General features: G+C 72.0%; 19 protein-coding genes. 4 read left to right on the top strand and 15 right to left on the bottom strand.

Going from position 1 to position 20689, the window contains the following annotated elements:
• Window positions 1-22: 22 nt before the first annotated feature.
• From WD341_RS01605 to ccsA, 8 genes are all read right to left on the bottom strand, one after another.
• Window positions 23-667 carry an HAD family hydrolase gene (locus tag WD341_RS01605; protein ID WP_368423659.1) on the bottom strand — a complete coding sequence of 215 codons (645 nt, stop codon included), beginning with the start codon at window positions 665-667 and terminating at the stop codon, window positions 23-25.
• A gap of 119 nt (window positions 668-786) precedes the next feature.
• On the bottom strand, window positions 787-1668 hold the full coding sequence (locus tag WD341_RS01600) for a D-amino-acid transaminase (RefSeq protein ID WP_368423658.1): 882 nt from the start codon (window positions 1666-1668) through the stop codon (window positions 787-789).
• A gap of 78 nt (window positions 1669-1746) precedes the next feature.
• Window positions 1747-3123, bottom strand: a complete 1377-nt coding sequence (gene trkA / locus WD341_RS01595) for a Trk system potassium transporter TrkA (RefSeq protein WP_368423657.1) — start codon at window positions 3121-3123, stop codon at window positions 1747-1749.
• A 13-nt stretch (window positions 3124-3136) separates the two neighbouring features.
• A complete protein-coding gene (locus WD341_RS01590; RefSeq protein WP_368423656.1) occupies window positions 3137-4522 on the bottom strand; it encodes a sigma-54-dependent transcriptional regulator in 1386 nt (461 codons plus the stop codon).
• A complete protein-coding gene (locus WD341_RS01585) occupies window positions 4512-6887 on the bottom strand; it encodes an ATP-binding protein (RefSeq protein ID WP_368423655.1) in 2376 nt (791 codons plus the stop codon). Before WD341_RS01585 ends, WD341_RS01590 begins: the two co-directional genes overlap by 11 nt.
• A 151-nt stretch (window positions 6888-7038) precedes the next feature.
• Entirely contained in the window at window positions 7039-8487 is a 1449-nt protein-coding gene (ntrC, locus tag WD341_RS01580; protein WP_368423654.1) for a nitrogen regulation protein NR(I), read from the bottom strand.
• A gap of 45 nt (window positions 8488-8532) precedes the next feature.
• Window positions 8533-9639, bottom strand: a complete 1107-nt coding sequence (locus WD341_RS01575; protein WP_368423653.1) for a nitrogen regulation protein NR(II) — start codon at window positions 9637-9639, stop codon at window positions 8533-8535.
• Window positions 9640-9738: 99 nt separating this feature from the next.
• On the bottom strand, window positions 9739-10542 hold the full coding sequence (gene ccsA / locus WD341_RS01570; protein ID WP_368423652.1) for a cytochrome c biogenesis protein CcsA: 804 nt from the start codon (window positions 10540-10542) through the stop codon (window positions 9739-9741).
• 96 nt (window positions 10543-10638) lie between these two features.
• Here ccsA and WD341_RS01565 point away from each other — a divergent pair, with 96 nt between their 5' ends.
• The 3 genes from WD341_RS01565 to WD341_RS01555 are packed head-to-tail and all read left to right on the top strand — an operon-like array spanning window position 10639 to window position 12835.
• The gene (locus WD341_RS01565) at window positions 10639-11850 is read left to right on the top strand and encodes a bifunctional 2-C-methyl-D-erythritol 4-phosphate cytidylyltransferase/2-C-methyl-D-erythritol 2,4-cyclodiphosphate synthase (RefSeq protein WP_368423651.1); all 1212 of its coding nucleotides are present in this window, start codon (window positions 10639-10641) and stop codon (window positions 11848-11850) included.
• Window positions 11847-12368: a phosphatidylglycerophosphatase A gene (locus tag WD341_RS01560; protein ID WP_368423650.1), complete on the top strand. Its 522-nt coding sequence runs from the start codon at window positions 11847-11849 to the stop codon at window positions 12366-12368. Before WD341_RS01565 ends, WD341_RS01560 begins: the two co-directional genes overlap by 4 nt.
• The gene (locus WD341_RS01555; RefSeq protein ID WP_368423649.1) at window positions 12350-12835 is read left to right on the top strand and encodes a CinA family protein; all 486 of its coding nucleotides are present in this window, start codon (window positions 12350-12352) and stop codon (window positions 12833-12835) included. The genes WD341_RS01560 and WD341_RS01555 overlap by 19 nt, the downstream gene beginning before the upstream one ends.
• An 11-nt stretch (window positions 12836-12846) precedes the next feature.
• Here the strand turns inward: WD341_RS01555 and WD341_RS01550 are convergent, their stop codons facing one another.
• Window positions 12847-13296, bottom strand: coding sequence for a type II toxin-antitoxin system RatA family toxin (locus WD341_RS01550; RefSeq protein WP_368423648.1), 450 nt, complete (start codon window positions 13294-13296; stop codon window positions 12847-12849).
• Window positions 13297-13312: 16 nt separating this feature from the next.
• The gene (lipA, locus tag WD341_RS01545) at window positions 13313-14266 is read right to left on the bottom strand and encodes a lipoyl synthase (RefSeq protein ID WP_368423647.1); all 954 of its coding nucleotides are present in this window, start codon (window positions 14264-14266) and stop codon (window positions 13313-13315) included.
• Between the two features lie 168 nt (window positions 14267-14434).
• Here lipA and WD341_RS01540 point away from each other — a divergent pair, with 168 nt between their 5' ends.
• Window positions 14435-14986, top strand: coding sequence for a TetR/AcrR family transcriptional regulator (locus WD341_RS01540; RefSeq protein ID WP_368423646.1), 552 nt, complete (start codon window positions 14435-14437; stop codon window positions 14984-14986).
• A gap of 151 nt (window positions 14987-15137) precedes the next feature.
• Here the strand turns inward: WD341_RS01540 and WD341_RS01535 are convergent, their stop codons facing one another.
• The 5 genes from WD341_RS01535 to WD341_RS01515 all read right to left on the bottom strand — a co-directional run bounded on the left by WD341_RS01535 (window position 15138) and on the right by WD341_RS01515 (window position 20578).
• Complete coding sequence (locus tag WD341_RS01535; RefSeq protein WP_368423645.1) at window positions 15138-15491, bottom strand: DUF6285 domain-containing protein; 354 nt, start codon at window positions 15489-15491, stop codon at window positions 15138-15140.
• Entirely contained in the window at window positions 15484-16539 is a 1056-nt protein-coding gene (locus WD341_RS01530) for a phosphotransferase family protein (protein ID WP_368423644.1), read from the bottom strand. Before WD341_RS01530 ends, WD341_RS01535 begins: the two co-directional genes overlap by 8 nt.
• Window positions 16536-17732: an acyl-CoA dehydrogenase family protein gene (locus WD341_RS01525; protein WP_368423643.1), complete on the bottom strand. Its 1197-nt coding sequence runs from the start codon at window positions 17730-17732 to the stop codon at window positions 16536-16538. Before WD341_RS01525 ends, WD341_RS01530 begins: the two co-directional genes overlap by 4 nt.
• Window positions 17733-17918: 186 nt before the next feature.
• Window positions 17919-18683 carry an SDR family NAD(P)-dependent oxidoreductase gene (locus WD341_RS01520; protein WP_368423642.1) on the bottom strand — a complete coding sequence of 255 codons (765 nt, stop codon included), beginning with the start codon at window positions 18681-18683 and terminating at the stop codon, window positions 17919-17921.
• A gap of 242 nt (window positions 18684-18925) precedes the next feature.
• Entirely contained in the window at window positions 18926-20578 is a 1653-nt protein-coding gene (locus tag WD341_RS01515; protein ID WP_368423641.1) for an acyl-CoA synthetase, read from the bottom strand.
• Window positions 20579-20689 lie beyond the last annotated feature (111 nt).

Genomic DNA, 20689 nt, shown 5'->3' with positions numbered 1-20689 from the left:
CGGCAGAGGGTGACGCCACCGGCTACTCGAGCAGCGCCAGCAGCTCCTCGAAGGTGGCGACGTGCCGGTGCGGCGCGGCCTCGGCGAACTCGCCCTCGGCCGGCGCCTCGTCGCGGATCAGCAGGCCGGTGCAGCCGGCGTTGCGGGCGCAGAGCATGTCGATGTCGGTGTCGCCGACGAACCAGACCGCCGGCCCCGGCTCCAGGCCGCTGCCGGACAGCGCCATCACGACGGGATCGCGCGCCGGCTTGTCGCGCACCGCGTCGAGGGCGCCGACGAGCTGCCGGAAGTGGCCGTTCCAGCCCAGGTGCTCGGCCTCCTGGCGCAGGTAGCGCCCGGTCTTGTTGCTGACGACGCCGAGCCACAGGCCCTCGCGCGCGGCCAGGGCGGCCAGCGTCTCGGGCGCGCCGCGCCGCGGCGCCAGGCCCTTCAGGTGGTCGCGCGCGAAGGTTTCGTAGAACAGCTCCGTGGCCGCCTCGGTGTCGTCGCCGAACAGCTCGGGAAAGGCGTCGCGCGCCGAAGCGCGGACCCGCTGCCGGGTCTCCTCGAGGGTCCAGGGCGTGCGGCCGAAGGCCTCGAAGGTCACCGCCAGGGCGTGGTGGATGACGCTCCAGGTGTCGACCAGGGTGTTGTCCCAGTCGAACAGGATCGCCTTGGGCGCCGGCAACGCCAGGCGCGCCCGCGCCGCCCCCTGGCCGCTTGCCCCCTGCCTGCTTGCCCCCTGGCCGCTTGCCCCCTGGCCGCTTGCCCCCTGGCCGCTTCCGTTGATCCCCGGGCCGGCCATGGTCAGGCCGCGGCCTCGGCGCGGAAGGTGCCGGTGCGGGCGACCCGCTCGATGTAGGCCTCGCGGAGCTTGCGGCTGAGCATGCCCGGGTGACCGTTGCCGACCGGCCGACCGTCGATCTCCGTGACCGGGAGCACGTAGATGCTGGAGGCCGTGATGAAGGCCTCGCGCGCCTCCAGGGCCTCCTCGACGGTGAAGGCGCGCTCCTCGAACTCGACGCCCTCGGCGGCGGCGACCTTGAGCAGCGAGATCCGCGTGATGCCGTTGAGAATCGAGTTGCTCGCGCTGCGCGTCACCAGCTTGCCGTCCTTGGTGACGATCCAGGCGTTGGTCGAGGCGCCCTCGGTGACCAGGCCGTCGGGCTCGACCAGCCAGGCCTCGAAGGCGCCGGCCTCGTAGGCCTGCTGCTTGGCCAGGCAGTTTGGCAGCAGCGAGGTCGACTTGATGTCGCGGCGCTGCCAACGGATGTCCGGCAGGGTCACGATCTTGATGCCCTGCTCCAGCACCTCCGGTGCCAGTGGCCGGGTCTGGCGCACGGTCATGACCACCGCCGGCCTGACCGGCTTCCTGGGGAACTTGTGGTCGCGCGGCGCGACGCCGCGGGTCACCTGCATGTAGACGAAGCCGTTGGTGAGCCCGTTGCGACGCATGATCTCGGCCGCGACGAGCTTCAGCGCGCGGCGCGCCATCGGCAGGGCGATCCGGAGCTCGCCCAGCGAGCGCTCGAGGCGGTCGAGGTGCAGCTCCTCGTCGACCAGCGTGCCCTGGTAGACCGGCACGACCTCGTAGACGCCGTCGGCGAACTGGTAGCCGCGGTCCTCGATGTGCACGGCGGCCTGGCGGTGCGGCAGGTAGCGGCCGTTGACGTAGGCGGTACGGGGCATGCGGTCCTCGGACTCGGGGGGCTCTGGGCTTGTTCGGCGCCGTCGGCCGGGCGCTCCTCCGGCCAACCTAGCGAAGGCTCAGAAGAATTCCAGCTTCACGGCGAACAGCTTCTCGACCTTCTTGACCGCCTCGGCGGCGGCGAACATCACGACCAGGTCGCCGGCCCGGATCACCGTGTCGCCGCGCGGGATGATGACCTCCTCGTCGCGCACCACGGCCCCGACCACCGAGCCGTTCGGCAGCGGCGCGTCGCGCAGCGGGCGACCGACCAGGCCGGAGGTCTCCATGGCCTCGGCCTCGATGATCTCGCCGATACCCTCGGCCAGGGAATAGACCGAGCGGATGCGCCCGCGGCGCACGTGCTGCAGGATCGTCGAGACGGTGATCGCGCGCGGGCTGACCACGGTGTCGATGCCCAGGCTGCCGACCAGCTGCGAGTAGGAGGCCGAGTTGATCAGCGTGATCGCGCGCTTGGCGCCGTAGCGCTTGGCCAGCAGCGAGGCCAGGATGTTGACCTCGTCGTCGTTGGACACGGCGATCACGGTCTCGGTCGCCGCGATGTTGGCCTCGGTCAGGATCTCCAGGTCGAGGGCGTCGCCGTGGATCACCACCGAGCGCTCCAGGGCCTGCGCCACCAACTCGGCGCGCGCCTTGTTGATCTCGATCACCTTGAGCTGCACCTGCGGGTGCCTCTCCTCGACGGTGCGCGCCAGGTTGAGGCCGATGTTGCCGCCGCCGATCAGCAGCACCCGGCGCGCCGCCCGCTCCTCGTAGCCGAAGGTCATCAGGGCGCGGTTGAGGTGCGAGCTCTCGCAGACGAAGTAGGCGTCGTCGCCGGGCATCAGCTCGGCGTCGCCGTGCGCGACGATGGTCCGCCCGCCGCGCGAGATCGCGACCACGACGATGTGCAGGTCGGGGAACAGGTCGGTCAGCTGGCGCAGCGGCGTCTGGATGATCGGCGTGTCCTCGCGCACGTGGACGCCGATCAGGTTGACCCGGCCGTCGGCCAGCAGCATGGCGTCGAAGGCGCCGGGAACCTGCAGGCGCCGGCCGATCGCCTTGGCGACCTCGACCTCGGGCGAGATGATGACGTCGATCGGCATGTGGTCGTGGCTGAACAGGTCCGACCACAGCGGGTTCAGGTAGGACTGGTGGCGCACGCGGGCGATCTTGGTCGGCACCTCGAAGATCGAGTGGGCGATCTGGCAGGCGACCATGTTGACCTCGTCGGCGTAGGTCACGGCGATCAGCATGTCGGCGTCGCGCGCGCCGGCCTGCTCGAGCACGTCGGGGTGCGAGGCGAAGCCGACCAGGCCGGTGACGTCGAGCGACTCGCTGATCTTCTGGACCAGCTCCGGCGACTGGTCGATGACCGTGACGTCGGCGTTCTCGCCGGCCAGGTAGCGCGCGATGTTGAAGCCGACCTGGCCGGCGCCGCACACGATCACTTTCACGAGGCGATGACCTTCATGGCTGGCGTTCCGAGGTGTTGATGCCGAGGGCCCGCAGCTTGCGGTGCAGGGCGGAGCGCTCCATGCCGACGAAGGAGGCGGTCCGGGAGATGTTGCCGCCGAAGCGCACGACCTGGGCCTCCAGGTACTGGCGTTCGAAGTGCTCGCGTGCCTGGCGCAGCGGCAGGGTCATGATCTCGCCGTTGCCCGCGCCGGGCAAGAGCGCCGGCGCGCGCGCCGAGATCTCCGCCGGCAGCAGCTCGGCGCCGACCGGCTCCTGCGGGCCGCCCGGCGACATGATCATCAGGTAGTCCACCAGGTTGCGCAGCTGGCGCACGTTGCCGGGCCAGTCGTAGGCCTGCAGCGCCGCCAGCACGTCGTTGCCGAGCGTGCGCGCCGGCATGCCGGTGCTCTCGGCCGAGCGCGCGCCGAGGTACTCGACCAGCTCCTGGAGGTCCTCGCGGCGCTCGCGCAGGGTCGGCACGCGCAGCGGCACGACGTTGAGGCGGTAGTAGAGGTCCTCGCGGAACAGGCCCTCGGCGATGCGCGCCTGGAGGTCGCGGTTGGTCGAGGCGATGACCCGCACGTCGACCTCGACCCGGCGCCGGCTGCCGAGCCGCTCGAAGGTCTGCTCCTGCAGCACGCGCACGATCTTGCCCTGGGTCTCCAGCGGCATGTCGGCGACCTCGTCGAGCAGCAGCGTGCCGCCGTGGGCGCGCTCGAAGGTGCCGACTGTCGCGCGCTCGCCGTCGCCCGGCTCGACGCCGAACAGCTCGGCCTCGATGCGCTCGGGGTGCAGGCTGGCGCAGTTGAGCACGACGAAGGGGTTCTCGGCGCGCTTCGACAGGCTGTGCAGCAGCCGCGCCACGACCTCCTTGCCGGTGCCGGCGGCGCCGGTCAGCAGCACGCGGCTGCCGGTCGGGGCGACCTTCTGGACCTGCTGGCGGAGTTGCTGGATCGGCGCGCAGCGGCCGATCAGCTCGATCTCCGGCGCGCCGCGCTGGCGCAGCTCCTCGTTCTCCTGGCGCAGGCGCGCGGCCTCGATGGCGCGCGAGACGATCAGCAGCAGGCGGTCCGACTTGAAGGGCTTCTCGATGAAGTCGTAGGCGCCGTAGCGGATCGCCGAGACCGCGGTCTCGATGGTGCCGTGGCCGGAGATCATGACCACCGGCATGCCGGGTCGCTCGCGCTGCAGCGCCTGCAGCAGCTCCAGGCCGTCCAGGGTCGAGTTCTGCAGCCAGATATCGAGGATCACCAGGTGCGGCCGGCGGCTGCGCACCGCCTCCAGCGCCTGGTCGCTGTCGGCGACCGAGCGGGTCCGGTAGCCCTCGTCCTGCAGCACGCCCTCGATCAGCAGCCGGATGTCGTGCTCGTCGTCGACGATCAGGATGTCATGAGCCATGAACAGCGATCCGTTCTTCGGGGGCCGATTCCTCCGCACCCGGGCCGCCTGCACCCGGGCCGCCTGCACCCGGGCCGCCTGCACCCGGTTCGTCGCGGCTGCCGGTCTCGTCGAGCGGCAGGCTGATCCGGATGACCGCGCCGCCGCCGTCCCGGTCGCCCAGGGTCAGGCGGCCGTCGTGGTCCTCGAGGATCTTCTTGACGATCGCCAGGCCCAGCCCCGTGCCCTTCTCGCGGGTCGTGACGTAGGGCTCGGTCAGGCGGTCGCGGTCCTTGCGGGGCAGGCCCTTGCCGTTGTCCTCGATCTCCAGGACCGCGCGACCGCCGGCACAGGCCAGGCGGACCAGCACCAGGCCGGGCTCGCCGGCGCCCTCCGGCTCGCCCGCCAGACGGGTGTCGATGGCATCGACGGCGTTCTGCAGCAGGTTGGTCAGGGCCTGGCGGATCTGGGCGGCATCGACCTGCACCGGCACCGGCGCGTCCGGCAGCTCGGACAGGAAGCGGATCGCGCCGTGGGCGCCGCGCTGCAGGGCCAGGGAGTCGGTGACCAGGCGCGCCAGGTCGCCCGGCGCCTTGGCCGGCGTCGGCATGCGCGCGAAGTTGCTGAACTCGTCGACCATGCGGCCGATGTCGCCGACCTGCCGGACGATGGTGTCGGTGCAGGCCGCGAAGGTCTCGGGGTCGTCGTGGATCTGCTTCAGGTAGCGCCGCTTGAGTCGCTCGGCCGAGAGTTGGATCGGGGTCAGCGGGTTCTTGATCTCGTGGGCGATGCGCCGGGCGACGTCGGCCCAGGCCGCCTTGCGCTGGGCCGAGAGCAGCTCGGTGATGTCGTCGAAGGTGATGACGAAGCCGATGATCCTGTCGCCGTCCTGCTCGGCGACGATGCGCACCAGCAGGGTCCGCGCCGAGCCGTCGGCGCCGGCCATGGCGGTCTGGCGCTCGTGGATCCGGCGCGGCCGACGGCGTGCCTCCTCGAGCAGCTGGCGCATCTCGCGCGACAGCTTGGCGACGCGCCGTCCGAGCAGCTGGCCCGGCTGCAGGTTCAGCAGCTCGTGGGCGCGCCGGTTGGCGATGGTCACGTTGCCCTCGCGGTCGAGGCCGAGGACGCCGGCGGTCACGCCGGACAGCACGGCCTCGCCGAAGCGCCGACGCGCCTCGATCTGCTGGTTGGCCTCGACCAGCTCTTCGCGCTGGCGCTGCAGGTCGCCGGTCATGTGGTTGAAGGCGCGGGCCAGGGCGTCGATCTCGATGCCCTCGTCGTCCTCGGGCACGCGCGCCGCCAGGTCGCCGGCGCCGACCCGCTGGGCGGCCTCAATCAGCTGCGCGATCGGGCGGCTCAGGCGGTTGGCGAAGGCCAGGCCGACCCAGGCCGCGGCGAGCAGCAGCAGCAGCGAGACCACGGCGAAGGTCACGGCGAAGGTCACCAGGATCGACTCGCGCTGGCTCTCGATCTGCTCGTAGAGCCGGACCGCGTCGGAGGAGCGCTGGGTGTGCGCCAGGATCCTCGGGTCGACCAGCCGGCCGACGAAGAGGTAGGTGTCCGGAAAGGCCTCGAGCTTGATGATGGCGCGCACCCGGTCGTCGGATTCGGCTTCCAGGATCGCGACCTCGCCCCGGTTCGCCTGCTCGATCGCCCAGGGCGGCAGGTCCGGCTCGAACTCCAGCAACAGGGAGAAGCCGGCGCGCGCCAGCACCTGGCCGCTGGCGTCGAAGACCAGCGCCTCGGTCAGCGAGCGCCAGGCCGCCTGGGCGCTGACGAACTGCTCGAAGCGCTGCGGGTTGATCAGCATCGAGGGACCGGCGCGGTTGAGGTCCTGGGCCATCGCCAGGGCGTCGCCGACGATGGTCCGGCGGTGCTCCTCCAGGTAGGACTCGGCGACCGCCAGGGATTCGCGCACCGCCGTGCGCACGCGCTCGCTGAACCAATCCTGCATGCCGACGAACAGCAGGGCCGAGAAGATCGCCACGATCAGCGTCGGCGTGACCGCGACCAGGGCGAAGAGCGTCATCAGGCGGGCGTGGAGCTGGGCGCCGGCCGCCGCGCGCCGACGCTGCAGCCAGAGCACGATCAGGCGCCGCCCGATCATCGCCGTGAGCAGCAGCACGAGCACCAGGTCGGCGGTCAGCAGCAGCTGGATCTCGACGGCGTCGAGAGTGCCGGGCAGGCGCCCGGTCATCGCCAGGAAGGTCGTCGCGCAGGCGACCAGCGCGAGCCCGAGCAGCAGCAGCGAGAGCCAGCGCTCCAGGTGGGTGCGCCGCGCGAAGGCGACGAACCAGGCCAGGAGCGCGCCGTCGCGCGCGCCCCCTGGGGATGCCTCAGGCCCGCCCTGCCCGCCCCGTTGGGACTCCGGCCTCGACTCGGTCATTCAGGCTCCGTTCGTCCGGCGAAGGCCGCGGCCGTAAACAGCCCTGCCGCGGGCCGCATCCCCATTGCCGGATCGCTCCCGCTCCGGTCGGAGTGAGGGCCTGCGCGCCGGGCGTCCTCGCGCCCCATCCTGTTGCAAAGCGGCCACAGGCCTATTTAAGGCCGCGGACGACCTGGATGTCCAGGTCCCGGATCTTCTTGCGCAGGGTGTTGCGGTTCAGCCCCAGCAGATGCGCCGCCTTCAGCTGGTTGCCGCGGGTCGCGCCCAGGGTCAGCTCGATCAGCGGCCGCTCGATCTCGTGCAGCACGCGCTCGTAGAGGCCGGGCGCCGGCAGCCCGCCCTCGAGGGCCTCGAAGTAGCCGCGCAGGATGCGCTCGACCGCGCCGCCCAGCGACTCGCTGGCCGGCGGCCCCTCGCCCGGCCCCGGCTCCGCCTGGCTGTCGCTGGCCAGCTCCAGGCGGATCTCCTCGACGCCGATGACCTCCTGGCTGTAGAGCGCGGCCAGGCGGCGCACCATGTTCTCGAGCTCGCGCACGTTGCCGGGCCAGCGGTAGGACTGCAGGAAGTCCAGGGCGCCACGGTCGAGGCTCTTGCTCGGCAGGCCCTCCGACTGTGCCTGCACGAAGAAGTGGCGGATCAGCTCGGGAATGTCCTCGGCGCGCTCGCGCAGCGGCGGCAGGCGGATCGGCACGACGCTCAGCCGGTAGAAGAGATCCTCTCGGAACAGGCCCGAGCGCACCATCTGCCGCAGCTCCCGGTGGGTCGCCGCGACGATGCGCACGTCGGTGCGGATCGGCGTGCGGCCGCCGACCGTCGTGTACTCGCCCTCCTGCAGCACGCGCAGCAGGCGGGTCTGCGCCTCGAGCGGCATGTCGCCGATCTCGTCGAGGAACAAGGTGCCGCCCTCGGCCTGCTCGAAGCGGCCCGCCGAGCGAGTGGTGGCGCCGGTGAAGGCGCCCTTCTCGTGGCCGAACAGCTCGCTCTCGATCAGCTCGCGCGGGATCGCCGCCATGTTGATCGGCACGAAGGCGCTGTGGCGCCGCTTGCCGTAGTCGTGCAGCGCGCGGGCGACCAGCTCCTTGCCGGTGCCCGACTCGCCGTAGATCATCACCGTCAGGTCGGTGCCCATCAGGCGCGCCAGCACCCGGTAGATCTCCTGCATCGCCGGCGAGCGGCCGATCAGCGGCAGCTGCTCCTCCTCGGGCAGCGCGCCCGCCGCGGCCGCCGGGCCGCGCGGCTCGGACAGCGCGCGCCGCACCACCGAGACCAGCTCGCGCAGGTCGAAGGGCTTGGGCAGGTACTCGAAGGCGCCGCGCTCGGTCGCCTTGACCGCGGTCAGCAGGGTGTTCTGCGCGCTCATCACCAGGATGCGCAGGTTCGGCCGGATCTTCTTGATGCGCGGAATCAGGTCCAGGCCGTTCTCGTCCGGCATGACCACGTCGGTGATCACCAGGTCGCCGTCGCCCTGCTCGACCCAGCGCCAGAGGGTCGCGGCGTTGCCGGTCGTGCGCACCTCGTAGCCTTCGCGCCCGAGCGCCTGGGACAGCACGGTGCGGATGGCGCGGTCGTCGTCGGCGATGAGTATGGTGGCGGTGGGCACGGGCCTGGGGTCTCCCGACGTAGGTCCTGGCGAAGGGGCGGCCGGTCAGTCGGCTTTCGGCAATAGGGTGCGAAAGACGGTCCGGTTGGTCTCGCTGTCGAACTCGATGACCCCGCCGTGGTCGCCGACGATCTTGGCGACCAATGCAAGACCCAGGCCTTTGCCGTTCGGCCTGCCGGTGACGAAGGGGTCGAAGAGATGGCGGCGCAGGTCTTCGGGGATGCCGGGGCCGTTGTCCTGCACCGAGACCACCAGCGGCAGGTCGACCCGGCTGCCGCCCCCGGGGATCGCCAGGCGCACGCCCTGCTGGTAGCGGGTCGAGAGCTGGATCTCGCCGTCGCGTTGCCGGCCGATCGCCTCGGCCGCGTTCTTGACCAGGTTCAGGAAGACCTGGATCAGCAGGTCGCGGTTGCCGAGCACCAGAGGCAGCGAGGGATCGTAGATCTCGACGAAGCGGACCTTGCGCGCGACGCCGTTTTCGGCGAGGCGGCGCACGTGGCCCAGCACCTCGTGGATGTTGACCGGCTGCCGGTCGATCGGGCGGCGGTCGGAGAACATCTCCATGCGGTCGACCAGCGCCACGATGCGGTCGGCCTCGGCGGTGATCAGGCGGGTCAGCTCGCGGTCGTCGCCCTCCACCACGCTTTCCAGCAGCTGCGCCGCGCCGCGGATCCCCGACAGGGGGTTCTTGACCTCGTGCGCCAGCATCGCCGCCATCGCAGTGACCGAGCGCGCGGCGTTGCGGTGCGTGAACTGGTGCTCGATCTTGCGGGCGATCGCGCGCTCCTTGAAGGCCACGGCCACGGTGCCCGGCGTCTCCGGCACCGTCGAGACGTCGATCGAGACGACGTGCGTGCCGATCCGCGGGCTCTCCAGCACCACCTCGTACTCCGAGAGGCTCTGCAGGCCCTGGCGCGTCTGCTCGATCAGGCCGAAGACCGGGCTGTCCTCCGGCAGGAGGTCGGCCAGCGGGCGCCCCGCCAAGCTGCGCGCCGAGGATCCGAAGAACTGCTCGGCGGCCAGGTTGAGGTAGAGGAAGCAGTTGCGCTCGTCGACACAGAACACCGGCTCGGCCAGGGCATTGAGCACCGCCGCCGGGTCGAGGGACGAGCCGATCACGCGGCGCAGCAGCTGTGCGGGGACACTGGTCATGCCTATTCCTTGGGCAGTTGCCCAACAACCATTCAACAAGTCGTCATACCGCACCGCAGCATCGCTGTGAAGCCGCGCAATTAGGCAGAGGCGGGAATGTCACGCCACCAGCAGGACGTCGGTGACGACCTTGACGCCGAGGTAGGACAGGCTGAGCAGCAGGTAGGCGAGCAGGCCGAGCCGGGCGGCCCGCCGCCCGCGCAGGCCACCGCGGGCGTGCAGCAGCAGCAGCAGGCCGATCAGCAGGAAGGCCAGCACCGAGAGCAGCGTCTTGTGGTCGAGGGCGACGAGATAGCCGTAGCCGACCCAGTCGAGGGCGAGGCCGGTGGCGAGGCCGGCGCCGAGCACCGCCTCGGCGGCGCCGAGCAGGCCGAACTGCAAGCGCTCGCCGTCGGCGATCGAGGGCAGCCGCGCGACCAGGCCGCCCTGCTCCTTGCGCTTCAGGGCGCGCTCGCGCAGGAACACCGCCAGGCCGGCGACCGCGGCCAAGGTCGCCAGGGCATAGGTCGCCAGGGACATGGCGATGTGCGCCGCCAGCCAGGCGTCGTTGCCGCCGCCCATCCGGACGTGGCCCGGCAGCCCGGCGCTGGCCAGGGCCGCGAGGGCGAGCAGCAGCAGGTAGCCGTAGAGCAGCGGCGCCAGGCGCCGGGCGCTCGGCCCGAGCAGCGCGAGCGGCAGGAACAGCGCCAGGCAGACCGCGACCGACCACCAGAGCGCGGTCGAGAGGCTGCTGTCCCAGCCCGTCGCGGTGCGCAGCGCGACGACGGCTGCGCTGCCGGTGAGCGCCGCGCCGAGCAGCAGCCAGAAGCGCGGGCCCGCCGCGCCGCCGGCCGAGCGGAGGCTGGCCAGCGTCGCGGCCAGCAGCACGGCGACGGCGGCCAGGGGCAGGGCGAGTGCGAGCATGGGCCGGATATATCACCTCTTGGCCTCGACGACAGCGGGCCGTAACGTCCGGCCGCCAATCGGGGCCGCCGGGCGGCGTTCGTGAGGGGAGGCCCAATGACCGACACCGTTGCGCTCGTCGTCGCAGCTGGGCGGGGTCACCGCTTCGGTGGCGAGTTGCCCAAGCAGTACCGTCGGCTCGCCGGCGTGCCGCTGCTGCGCCACAGCCTGCAGCGCCTGCTCGCGCACCCGGGCATCCAGGCGGTGCGCTGCGTCATCCATCCCGACGACCGCGCGCTCTACGAGGAGGCGGCGGCGGACCTGGCGACCCTGGAGCCCTGCGCCGGCGGCGCCGAGCGCCAGGATTCGGTCCGCCTCGGCCTCGACAGTCTGGCGGCGCTGCCCGGCGGGCCGCCGCGCCGGATCCTGATCCACGACGGCGCCCGCCCCTTCCCGAGCGCCGGCCTGCTCGACCGCCTGCTCGCCGCGCTCGCCGAGCGCGAAGGCGCGATCCCGGCGCTGCCGGTGACCGACACCCTGAAGCGCGGCCTCGAGGGCGGCGACGGCGCCACCCTGTGCGGCGAGACCGTCGCGCGCGACGGCCTGTGGCGCGCCCAGACGCCCCAGGCCTTCCGCTTCGAGGCGATCCGCGCCGCCCATCGCGCCCTGGCCGGCGAGGCCCTGACCGACGATGCTGCCCTGGCCGAGCGCGCCGGCCTGGCGGTGGCGCTGGTCGCCGGCGAGGAGGAGAACGTCAAGGTGACGACGACGCAGGACCTGGCGCGCGCCGAGCGACTGCTGGCGGCCGGCGGCGCCTGGGAGACGCGGGTCGGCAACGGCTTCGACGTGCACCGCTTCGGGCCCGGCGAGGGAGTCGTGCTGTGCGGCGTGCCGCTCGCCCACAGCCAGGGCCTGCTCGGCCATTCCGATGCCGACGTCGGCCTCCACGCGCTGACCGACGCCCTGCTCGGCGCGCTCGGCGCCGGCGACATCGGCCAGCACTTCCCGCCGAGCGACGCGCGCTGGAAAGGCGCCGATTCGGCCGCCTTCCTGGCCCACGCCGGCGGCCTGCTGGCGGCGCGCGGCGGCCGCATCGTCAACCTCGACGTGACGCTGATCTGCGAGCGCCCGAAGGTCGGCCCGCATCGCGAGGCGATGCGCGCGCGGATCGCGGCGATCCTCGGCATCGCCGTCGAGCGCGTCGGCGTCAAGGCGACGACCACCGAGGGCCTCGGCTTCACCGGCCGCGGCGAGGGCATCGCCGCCCAGGCCACGGCCGCACTCGAGCTGCCGAGGCCGCAGCCGGTGCCGGGGGGCGAAGCGGCGTGAAGACGACGCCGGCCGGTGCTGCGACCCGCCACCTCCCGGCCTGGCACCCGGCCTGGTGGATCGCGACCTGGTTCGGCAGCGGCCGGCTGCCCTGGGTCCCGGGCACCTGGGGCTCGCTGGCCGCCCTGCCCTTCGCCGCGGCGATCGCCTGGGCCGGCGGCCCCTGGGCGCTGCTCGCGGCGGCCGTGGCGCTGTTCCCGCTCGGCGTCTGGGCGAGCCAAGTCTACAGCTATGCCAAGGGCCGCGGCGACCCCGGCGAGGTCGTCGTCGACGAGGTCGTCGCGCAATGGCTGGTGCTGGTGCCCTTCTGCCTGGATCCGGTGATCTACCTGCTGGGCTTTCTGGCGTTCCGCGTCTTCGACGTGGCCAAGCCCTGGCCGGCCTCCCTGGTCGACCGGCGGCTCGGCGGCGGCATCGGCATCATGCTCGACGACGTCTTCGCGGCGCTCTATGCCGCTCCCCTGCTCTACGGCATCGCCTACCTGACCGGAGCCGAGACATGTTTTCAGACGAACTGATCGTCCGCGCCGCCGCCCTGATCGAGGCCTACCGCGCCGCCGGCAGCCGCCTGGCGACCGCCGAATCCTGCACAGGCGGCCTGGTCGCCGGCCTGCTGACCGAGATCGCCGGCTCCTCCGCCGTCCTCGAGCGCGGCTTCGTCACCTATTCCAACGAGGCCAAGCAGGAGCTGCTGGCGGTGCCGGCCGAGACGCTGGCGGCCTTCGGCGCGGTCAGCGCCGAAACGGCCGAGGCCATGGCTGCCGGCGCCCTGGCCGGCGCCCACGCCGAGGTCGCCGTCTCGGTCACCGGCATCGCCGGCCCCGACGGCGGCTCGGCCGACAAGCCGGTCGGGCTTGTGTTCTTCGGCCTGGCGACAGCGCGCGGCGTCTTCCACCGCCGCCGCCTCTTCTCCGGCGACCGCCAGGCGGTGCGCCTGGCCAGCGTCCGCGAAGCCCTCGCCCTGCTCCGCGAGGGCCTCGGCTGAGCCGTGCGCGTCTAGCGGGCTCCGTAGAGCTGGTGGGCGCGGGTCTCGAAGGCGCCGACCATGCGCCGCACCGCCTCGTTGAACAGCGGCTGGATCATGGTCTGCAGCAGCCTGGACCGGAACTCGAAGTCGACGAAGAAGTCGATCAGCGTGCCGCCCTCCTCGGTCTCGTAGAAGATCCAGTGGTTGTTGAGGTAGCGGAAGGGGCCCTCGACATAGGCGACGTCGACGCGCAGCGGCTGGTCCGGCTCGTCGCGCAGCGTCACCTTGCTGGTGAAGCGCTCGCGCACCATCCGGAAGCCGATCATCAGGTCGGCGACGACGTGCTCGGCATCCTGCTCGCGGACCCGCGCGGCGACGCACCAGGGCAGGAACTCGGGATAGCGCCCGACGTCGGCGACCAGCTCGTAGAGCTGGCGCGGCGGATAGGGCAGCCGGCGCTGCTCGGCATGGGTCGGCATGGCGGAACCCGGGACCTCAGCCGGCGGCGGCCAGCTGCTGGTCCCGGGCGGCGCGCAGCCGCGCGAAGTCGGCGTCGGCGTGATAGGAGCTGCGGGTCAGGGGCGAGGCCGAGACCATCAGGAAGCCCTTGCCGAAGGCGCGCCTCTCGTACTCCTTGAACTCCTCCGGCGTGACGAAGCGGTCGATCGGATGGTGCTTCGGGCTCGGCTGCAGGTACTGGCCGATGGTCATGAAGTCGACGGCGGCCGAGCGCAGGTCGTCCATCACCTGCAGCACCTCGTCTCGGCCCTCGCCGAGGCCGACCATGATCCCCGACTTGGTGAAGATCGTCGGGTCGAGCGCCTTGACCCGGTCGAGCAGGCGCAGCGAGTGGAAGTAGCGCCCGCCGGGGCGCACCGGGCCGTAGAGCCGCGGCACGGTCTCCAGGTTGTGGTTGAAGACGTCGGGACGGGCGGCGACTACGACCTCGAGCGCACCCTCCTTGCGCAGGAAGTCGGGCGTCAGGATCTCGATCGTGGTCTCGGGCGCTGCCGAGCGGATCGCCCGGATCGTCTCTGCGAAGTGCTCGGCGCCGCCGTCCTCCAGGTCGTCGCGGTCGACCGAGGTCACGACGACGTGCCGGAGCCCGAGCTTCGCGACCGCCTCGGCGACGTTGGTCGGCTCGAAGGGGTCGAGCCGGCCCGGCTTGCCGGTCGCGACGTTGCAGAAGCTGCAGGCCCGCGTGCAGATCTCGCCCATGATCATCATGGTGGCGTGGCCCTTGGACCAGCACTCGCCGATGTTCGGGCAGGCCGCCTCCTCGCAGACCGTGTGCAGCTTGTGCTGGCGCACGATCTGGCGGGTCTCGGCATAGGCGCGGCTGGTCGGCGCCTTGACCCGGATCCAGTCGGGCTTGCGCCGCTGCACCGGGTTGTCGGGGCGGTGCGCCTTCTCCGGGTGGCGCTGACGGCCGCCGCTGGCGTCGGACATGGCTAAGAACCTGTCGGGCTCGAGGGACGTTGTCGAGGCAAGGAGTGCCGTTGCCGGAATATGGCCTGCACGCTCCCGTTTGTCACCCGCCCGCCCACCGGCTAGGGTGAGCGAACGTTTGCTGCCATGGGCGCCTCGCGCCGGCCGGCGAGTTCTGACGGGGAAGCGATGAAGCGCGGACAGGCGACCAGAGAGAAGATCGAGCGGGCCAGCATGGCCCTGTTCCTGGAGAAGGGCGTCAACGGCACCTCGGTGCGCGACATAGCCGAGGCCTGCGGCATCGCCGAGGGCACGCTCTACCGGCATTTCCACAGCAAGGAGGAGATGATCCGGGAGATATTCACCGAGCACTACGTCGCCTTCTCGCAGCGCCTCTCGGGCGCCGCCGCGGCGGTGCCGGGCCTGGAGGGCAAGGTCGCGTGCCTGGTCGCCCTCTTCTGCGGTCTCTACGACGAGGACCCGATCCTGTTCGGCTTCCTGCTGATGGTCCAGCACCGCCAGATCGAGCGCCTGCCCGCCGAGCTGCCCAACGCCATCGACGTCGTCCACGACCTGCTGGCCGCCGACCCGCGGGTCGTCGAGCCGATGGCGGCGACCGCCTCCCTCTTCGGCATCCTGGTCCACAACGCCATGTTCGTGCGCCACGGCCGCATCCCCGCCCCCCTCTCCGGCGCCGCCCCGCAGCTGACCCGCCAGGTCATGGCCGCGGTCACCGCCTAGCCGGCGGGCGTCGGCGGCGGCACGCCCCTCGACAGGCTCGGGACGAAGCGGGAGTGGGAGCGGGCCTCGAAGGGTCGGATGGCAAAGCCGCGCTCGGCTTTGCTTCGTCCCGAGCCTGTCGAGGGACGTGGAAGCGCCGGACGAGCCCGGCCTACCCTTCCTCCAGCGCCCGCGGGTTGCTCTCGGCGAGGCGGCTGCGCGTCTCCTCGAGCAGCAGGACGTAGGCCTCGGGGTCGCCGGCCAGGCGGCCGTCGCGCAGGGCGGCAGCGAGGGTTGCCGAGAGGGCCGCCAGCGAGCCCTCGCGGCTCAGCAGCCGGCTCAGGGCGGCCCGCTCCGCCTCGAGCGGGCGCTCGCCGGCGAGCAGCTCGCGCTCGGCCATGCCGAGGGCGTTGGCGATCATCAGCGCCTGGTAGCGCTGGGCGCCGGCCAGGGTCGGGACCAGCTCCTCGCGCAGCAGCCGCCGCGCCTCGGCGAGCAGCTCGGCGCCGCCGGGACGGTCACGCATGGTCGTTCCTCCAGGTCTCAGGCGCGGTCATGGTCAGCACCGCATATTCCAGCTCCGCGGCCATGCGGCCGGTCAGGGCCAGCTCCAGGGAGGCCTCGCCGCCCGACCAGTGGCGATGGCCCTGCTGCAGGGCGATGACGGCCCAGCGGATGTGCGCCATGACCTCCCAGTAGGCGACCGCCGCCTCGTCGATCTCGCGGCCGCTCTCGGCGCGGTAGCCGCGGTAGAAGGCGGCGCGCGAGCCGATGCCGCCGGCCTCCCGGTCGGGCCGGCCGAAGCGCCAGCAGCGTGCCGTGAACCAGCCGAGGTCCGCCATCGGGTCGCCCCAGCCGGCGAACTCCCAGTCCAGGATCGCGGTCAGCCCCTGCGCGTCGACCAGATAGTTACCGGTGCGGAAGTCCCGGTGCAGCAGCACGAGCTCCCGGCTCTCGGGCGCGTGGCGCTCGGCCCAGGCGAGGCCCCACTCGAGCGCCGGGCGCGGCTGGCCGAGGGCATCGAGGTGGCGGCGGTAGAGCGCGACGTCGGCGAGGCCCGCGCGCGCCGCGGCCGGCCCCTCGGGCAGCGCCAGGAAGGCGAGGTCGGGGCGCGGCGGGCGGATCGTATGGATGCGCGCGAGCTCGCGCCCGAGCCGCTCGGCCAGGGCCTCGCGGTCGCCGCCCAGGCTCTCGTCCTTGACCACCTTGGGGCCGAGCGCGACGCCGCCGAGCCTCGCCATGACGTAGAAGGCGCGGCCCAGCACGGCCGGGTCGGCGCAACACCAGAGCGGCTCCGGGACGGTGACGCCGGCGGCCGCCGCCGTCTGCAGCAGGGCGAATTCCTGGGGCCGGCTGAGGCTGACGGCGACGCGCGAGGGCGCGTCGCTGCGCAGCACCAGCGCCCGCTCGCCGGCCTCGGGTCCGCCCTCGAAGCGGGCGTCGAGGCTCCAGTTCTCCTGGATCGCGCCGCCGCTCAGGGGCTCCGCCTTCAGGATCTCGACACGCTCGGCGCCGGCGGCCCCGGCCAGCCAGGACGCCAGCGCGGCGAGGTCGAGGCCGGGGCGCTCGCTCAAGACCAGCTCCAGAAGTCGCGCTCCTCGGCCATCAGGAAGCGCGCCAGGACCATCTTGTGGACCTCGCTGGCGCCGTCGACCAGGCGCGCCTGGCGGGCGTAGCGGTACATCCACTCCAGCGGTGTGTCCTTGGAGTAGCCCTTGGCGCCCATCAGCTGGATCGCCGTGTCGACGCAGGTCTGGAGCACCTCGGCGACCTGGATCTTGGCCATCGAGACCTCCTTGCGCGCGAAGTCGCCGCTGGCCAGCTTCCAGGCCGCGCGCATGGTCAGCAGGCGACCGACCTCGATCGCCATGGCGGCCTCGCCGAGCTGGTTCTGCACCGACTCGCGGTCGGCCAGCTTGATGCCGAAGGAATCGCGCTCGCGCACGTAGGGCTGGCATATCTCCAGGGCGCGCCTGGCCATCCCGAGCCAGCGCATGCAGTGGGTCAGGCGCGCCGTGCCGAGGCGGATCTGGGTCAGCTTCAGCCCGTCGCCGACCGCCATCAGGCGGTGCTCGTCGGGGATCTCCATGCCGTCGAAGAGCAGCTCGCAGTGGCCGCCGTGCTCCTCGGGCCCCATGATCGGGATGCGCCGGACGATCTCCCAGCCCGGCTGGTCGCGGTCGAACAGGAAGGCCGAGAGGCCCTTGCGCGGGTCGTTCGAGGTGCGCGCGACCAGGATGAAGTGCTGGGCGACCTCGGCGCCGGTGATGAACCACTTGCGGCCGCTGACGATCCAGCGGTCACCCTTGCGCTCGGCGGTGGTGCGCATCAGGCCGGGATCGGAGCCGGCGCCGGGCGCGGGCTCGGTCATCACGAAGCTGCTGCGCACCTTGCCGTCGACGATCGGCTGCAGCCAGCGCTGCTTCTGGTCCTCGCCGGCGACCTTGTTGAGGATGAACATGTTGCCGTCGTCGGGTGCGGCGCAGTTGAAGGCGACCGGGCCGAAGATCGAGCGCGCCATCTCCTCGTAGCAGACCGCCATGCCGACCTGGTCGAGGCCGAGCCCGCCGCGCTCGACCGGCATCTGCGGCGCCCACAGGCCGGCCGCCTTGACCTTGGCGCGCACTGGCTCGAGCCGGTCGAGCCGGATGTTCTCGTGCGCGTCGTAGTTCGCCGGGTCGCTCTCCAGCGGCAGGATCTCCGCAGCGACGAAGTCCCGAATCCTGCCGCGCAGCCTCTCGATCTCGACAGAGGGGGTGAAGTCCATGTCATAAGCCTTTGTTGTTCATGCCTCTCCGTCATCCCCGCGAAAGCGGGGATCCAGAGGAAGGCGCCGTGAGTGCGGACCGCAGGCCGTTGGTGCTCACCACGAGGTCTTCTGGATTCCCGCTTTCGCGGGAATGACGGAGAAAGAGCGGGGAATGGTGAAAGCGCGGCGACGCATCGTCCCGCCTCACAGCGTCGCCGACTGGCCGCCGTCGACCGCCAGCACCGCGCCGGTCATGTAGCGCGAGGCGTCGGAGGCGAGCAGCAGCAGGGTGCCGTCGAGGTCCTGGGGCAGGCCGAAGCGGCGCTGGGGGATGCGCTTCTTCAGGCTCTCCCCTGCCTTGCTCTCCAGGAACGCCCGGTTGAGGTCGGTGACGATGTAGCCGGGGCAGAGCGCGTTGACGCGGATCTCGTGGCGCGCCAGCTCGCCGGCCAGCGCGCGGGTCAGGTTGATCAGGCCGGCCTTGGCCGCGCAGTAGGCCGGCACCTGGCTGGCGCCGCGCAGGCCGAGGATCGAGGCGATGTTGACGATCGAGCCGCCGTGGCCGAGCCGCGCCATGTGGCGCGCGGTCTCCTGGGCGACCAGCCAGGCGCCGCGCAGGTTGGTGTCGAGCACCTGGTCCCACTGCTCGGGCGCGGTCTCCAGGGCCGGCCCGCTGGGCGCGACGCCGGCGTTGTTGACCAGCACCGAGATCGCGCCGAGCTCGGTCTCGGCGCTGGCGACGGCGTGGGCGACGCTCTCGGGGTCGCGGACGTCGAGCTTGACCGGCATGGCCCGGCCGCCCTGCCCCTCGATCTCGGCGCAGAGCGCCTCCAGGCGCTCGCTACGCCGGGCGGCGACGGCGACGCGGGCGCCGTGGCGCGCCAGCACCTGGGCGAAGTGCCGGCCGAGGCCGCTGGAGGCGCCGGTGACCAGGGCGGTCTTGCCGGTCAGGTCGAGCAGGTCGGTCATCGCGGCCTCGCGGTCCTTGCGCTTGCATGGTTCGACAGGCTCACCATGAAGCGGGACTGATGCCGGCGCGATGTTTCCGTCGCTTCATGGTGAGCCTGTCGAACCAGGGAGCGACCCGAGTATCGCACCTGCCTCCCCGTCGCTTCATGGTGAGCCTCGAACCACGAAGCGACCGAGCCGCCGCACCGCCGTCCCCGTCGCTTCATGGTGAGCCTGTCGAACCAGGGAGCGTGGGCGCGACGTCATTCCGCCGCCCCCTTCAGCGCGGCCGCCTGCTCGCGCAGCACGAACTTCTGGATCTTGCCGGTCGAGGTCTTCGGCAGCTCGGTGAAGACCACCGTCTTCGGCACCTTGAAGCGCGCCAGGTTGTCCCGGCAGAAGGTCAGTATCTCGGCCACGGTTGCGCTCTCGCCCGGCTTCAGGGTGACGAAGGCGCAAGGCGTCTCGCCCCACTTCTCGTCGGGCCGGGCGACGACCGCCGCCTCCATCACCTTGGGATGGCGGTAGAGCACCTCCTCGACCTCGAGGCTGGAGATGTTCTCGCCGCCCGAGATGATCACGTCCTTGGTGCGGTCCTTGACCTCGATGTAGCCGTCGGGGTGGACGACGCCGAGGTCGCCGGTGCGGAACCAGCCGCCGGCGAAGGCCTTGGCGGTCGCGCTCGGGTTCTTCAGGTAGCCCTTCATCACCGTGTTGCCGCGCAGCATCAGCTCGCCCATGGTCTCGCCGTCGTGAGGCACTTCCTCCAGGGTCTCGGCGTCGCGCACCGTGCAGTCGTGCAGGGTCACCAGGCTGACGCCCTGGCGCGCCATCCGGGCGGCGCGGCCCTCGAGCTCCAGCTCGCTCCACTCGTCCTGCCAGGCGCAGAGCGTCGCCGGGCCGTAGCACTCGGTGAGGCCGTACATGTGGGTGATCTCGAAGCCCTGGCGCTCCATGTTGGCGATCACCGTCGAGGGCGGCGCGGCGCCGCCGGTGCCGACCTTGACCCGGTTCGGCAGCGGCTTGCGGACGCCCTCGGGCGCGTGGGCCAGCAGGTTCAGCACGATCGGCGCACCGCACAGATGGGTCACGCCCTGGCTCTCGATCAGCGGGTAGATCAGCTCGGGGTCGACGCGGCGCAGGCAGACGTGGGTGCCGGCCATGGCGGTCACCGCCCAGGTGTAGGTCCAGCCGTTGCAGTGGAACATCGGCAGCGTCCAGAGATAGACGCTGTCGCGGGCGAGCTTCATCGTGATGGCGTTGCCCATGGCGTTCAGGTAGGCGCCGCGGTGGTGGTAGACCACGCCCTTGGGATTGCCGGTGGTGCCGCTGGTGTAGTTGAGGCAAATCGCCTGCCACTCGTCCTCGGGCAGCGTCCAGGGCCGCGCCGGGTCGCCCTCGGCCAGGAAGGCCTCGTAGTCGAGCTCGCCGAGCGACGGTCCCTTCTCGCCCTTCTGCGCCTCGGTCATGGGGTCGTCGATGTCGATGACCAGCGGCCGGCGCTCGAGCTGCGCCAGGGCGCGCTCGACGGTCGGCGCGAACTCGCGATCGGTGATCAGCACCTTGGCCCCGCCGTGCTGCAGGATGAAGGCGATGGTCGCGGCGTCGAGGCGGATGTTGAGGGCGTTGAGCACGCCGCCCATCAGCGGCACGCCGTAGTGCGCCTCGAGCAGGGCCGGGACGTTGGGCGCCATCACCGCGACCGTGTCGCCGGGGCCGAGGCCCCTCCCCTCCAGCGCCGAGGCGAGGCGGCGCACCCGCTCGGCGAGCTGGCGGTAGTTGAGGACGTGGTCGTGGATCACCGCCGGCTTGTGCGGATAGACCGCGGCGGCGCGGCGCAGGAAGGACAGCGGCGAGAGGGCGGCGTGGTTCGCCGCCGTGCGCTCCAGGTCGAGGTCGTAGATGCTGCCCGTCATGTGCCGTCCCGTCGCCCGCCTTGCCGCGCCCGCTACTCGACCGCGGGGCCGCTACTGTCACGGCCCGCGCGGGAGCGGTCAAGACGGCGGCGGCGCGCGGCTCCCTTCCGG

It is taken from the genome of Tistlia sp. (assembly GCF_040905785.1).
Lineage (GTDB): Bacteria > Pseudomonadota > Alphaproteobacteria > Kiloniellales > DSM-21159 > Tistlia.
This window is presented reverse-complemented; position numbering and strand designations above follow the sequence as displayed.

Coding starts and splice junctions, on each gene's coding strand:
- WD341_RS01515 (WP_368423641.1), bottom strand. CDS start 20,578: ATGACGGGCAGCATCTACGACCTCGACCTGGAGCGCACGGCGGCGAAC.
- WD341_RS01575 (WP_368423653.1), bottom strand. CDS start 9,639: ATGACCAGTGTCCCCGCACAGCTGCTGCGCCGCGTGATCGGCTCGTCC.
- lipA (WP_368423647.1), bottom strand. CDS start 14,266: ATGTCCGACGCCAGCGGCGGCCGTCAGCGCCACCCGGAGAAGGCGCAC.
- WD341_RS01565 (WP_368423651.1), top strand. CDS start 10,639: ATGACCGACACCGTTGCGCTCGTCGTCGCAGCTGGGCGGGGTCACCGC.
- WD341_RS01600 (WP_368423658.1), bottom strand. CDS start 1,668: ATGCCCCGTACCGCCTACGTCAACGGCCGCTACCTGCCGCACCGCCAG.
- WD341_RS01535 (WP_368423645.1), bottom strand. CDS start 15,491: ATGCGTGACCGTCCCGGCGGCGCCGAGCTGCTCGCCGAGGCGCGGCGG.
- WD341_RS01550 (WP_368423648.1), bottom strand. CDS start 13,296: ATGCCGACCCATGCCGAGCAGCGCCGGCTGCCCTATCCGCCGCGCCAG.
- ccsA (WP_368423652.1), bottom strand. CDS start 10,542: ATGCTCGCACTCGCCCTGCCCCTGGCCGCCGTCGCCGTGCTGCTGGCC.
- WD341_RS01525 (WP_368423643.1), bottom strand. CDS start 17,732: ATGGACTTCACCCCCTCTGTCGAGATCGAGAGGCTGCGCGGCAGGATT.
- WD341_RS01590 (WP_368423656.1), bottom strand. CDS start 4,522: ATGGCTCATGACATCCTGATCGTCGACGACGAGCACGACATCCGGCTG.
- WD341_RS01520 (WP_368423642.1), bottom strand. CDS start 18,683: ATGACCGACCTGCTCGACCTGACCGGCAAGACCGCCCTGGTCACCGGC.
- WD341_RS01555 (WP_368423649.1), top strand. CDS start 12,350: ATGTTTTCAGACGAACTGATCGTCCGCGCCGCCGCCCTGATCGAGGCC.
- WD341_RS01540 (WP_368423646.1), top strand. CDS start 14,435: ATGAAGCGCGGACAGGCGACCAGAGAGAAGATCGAGCGGGCCAGCATG.
- WD341_RS01585 (WP_368423655.1), bottom strand. CDS start 6,887: ATGACCGAGTCGAGGCCGGAGTCCCAACGGGGCGGGCAGGGCGGGCCT.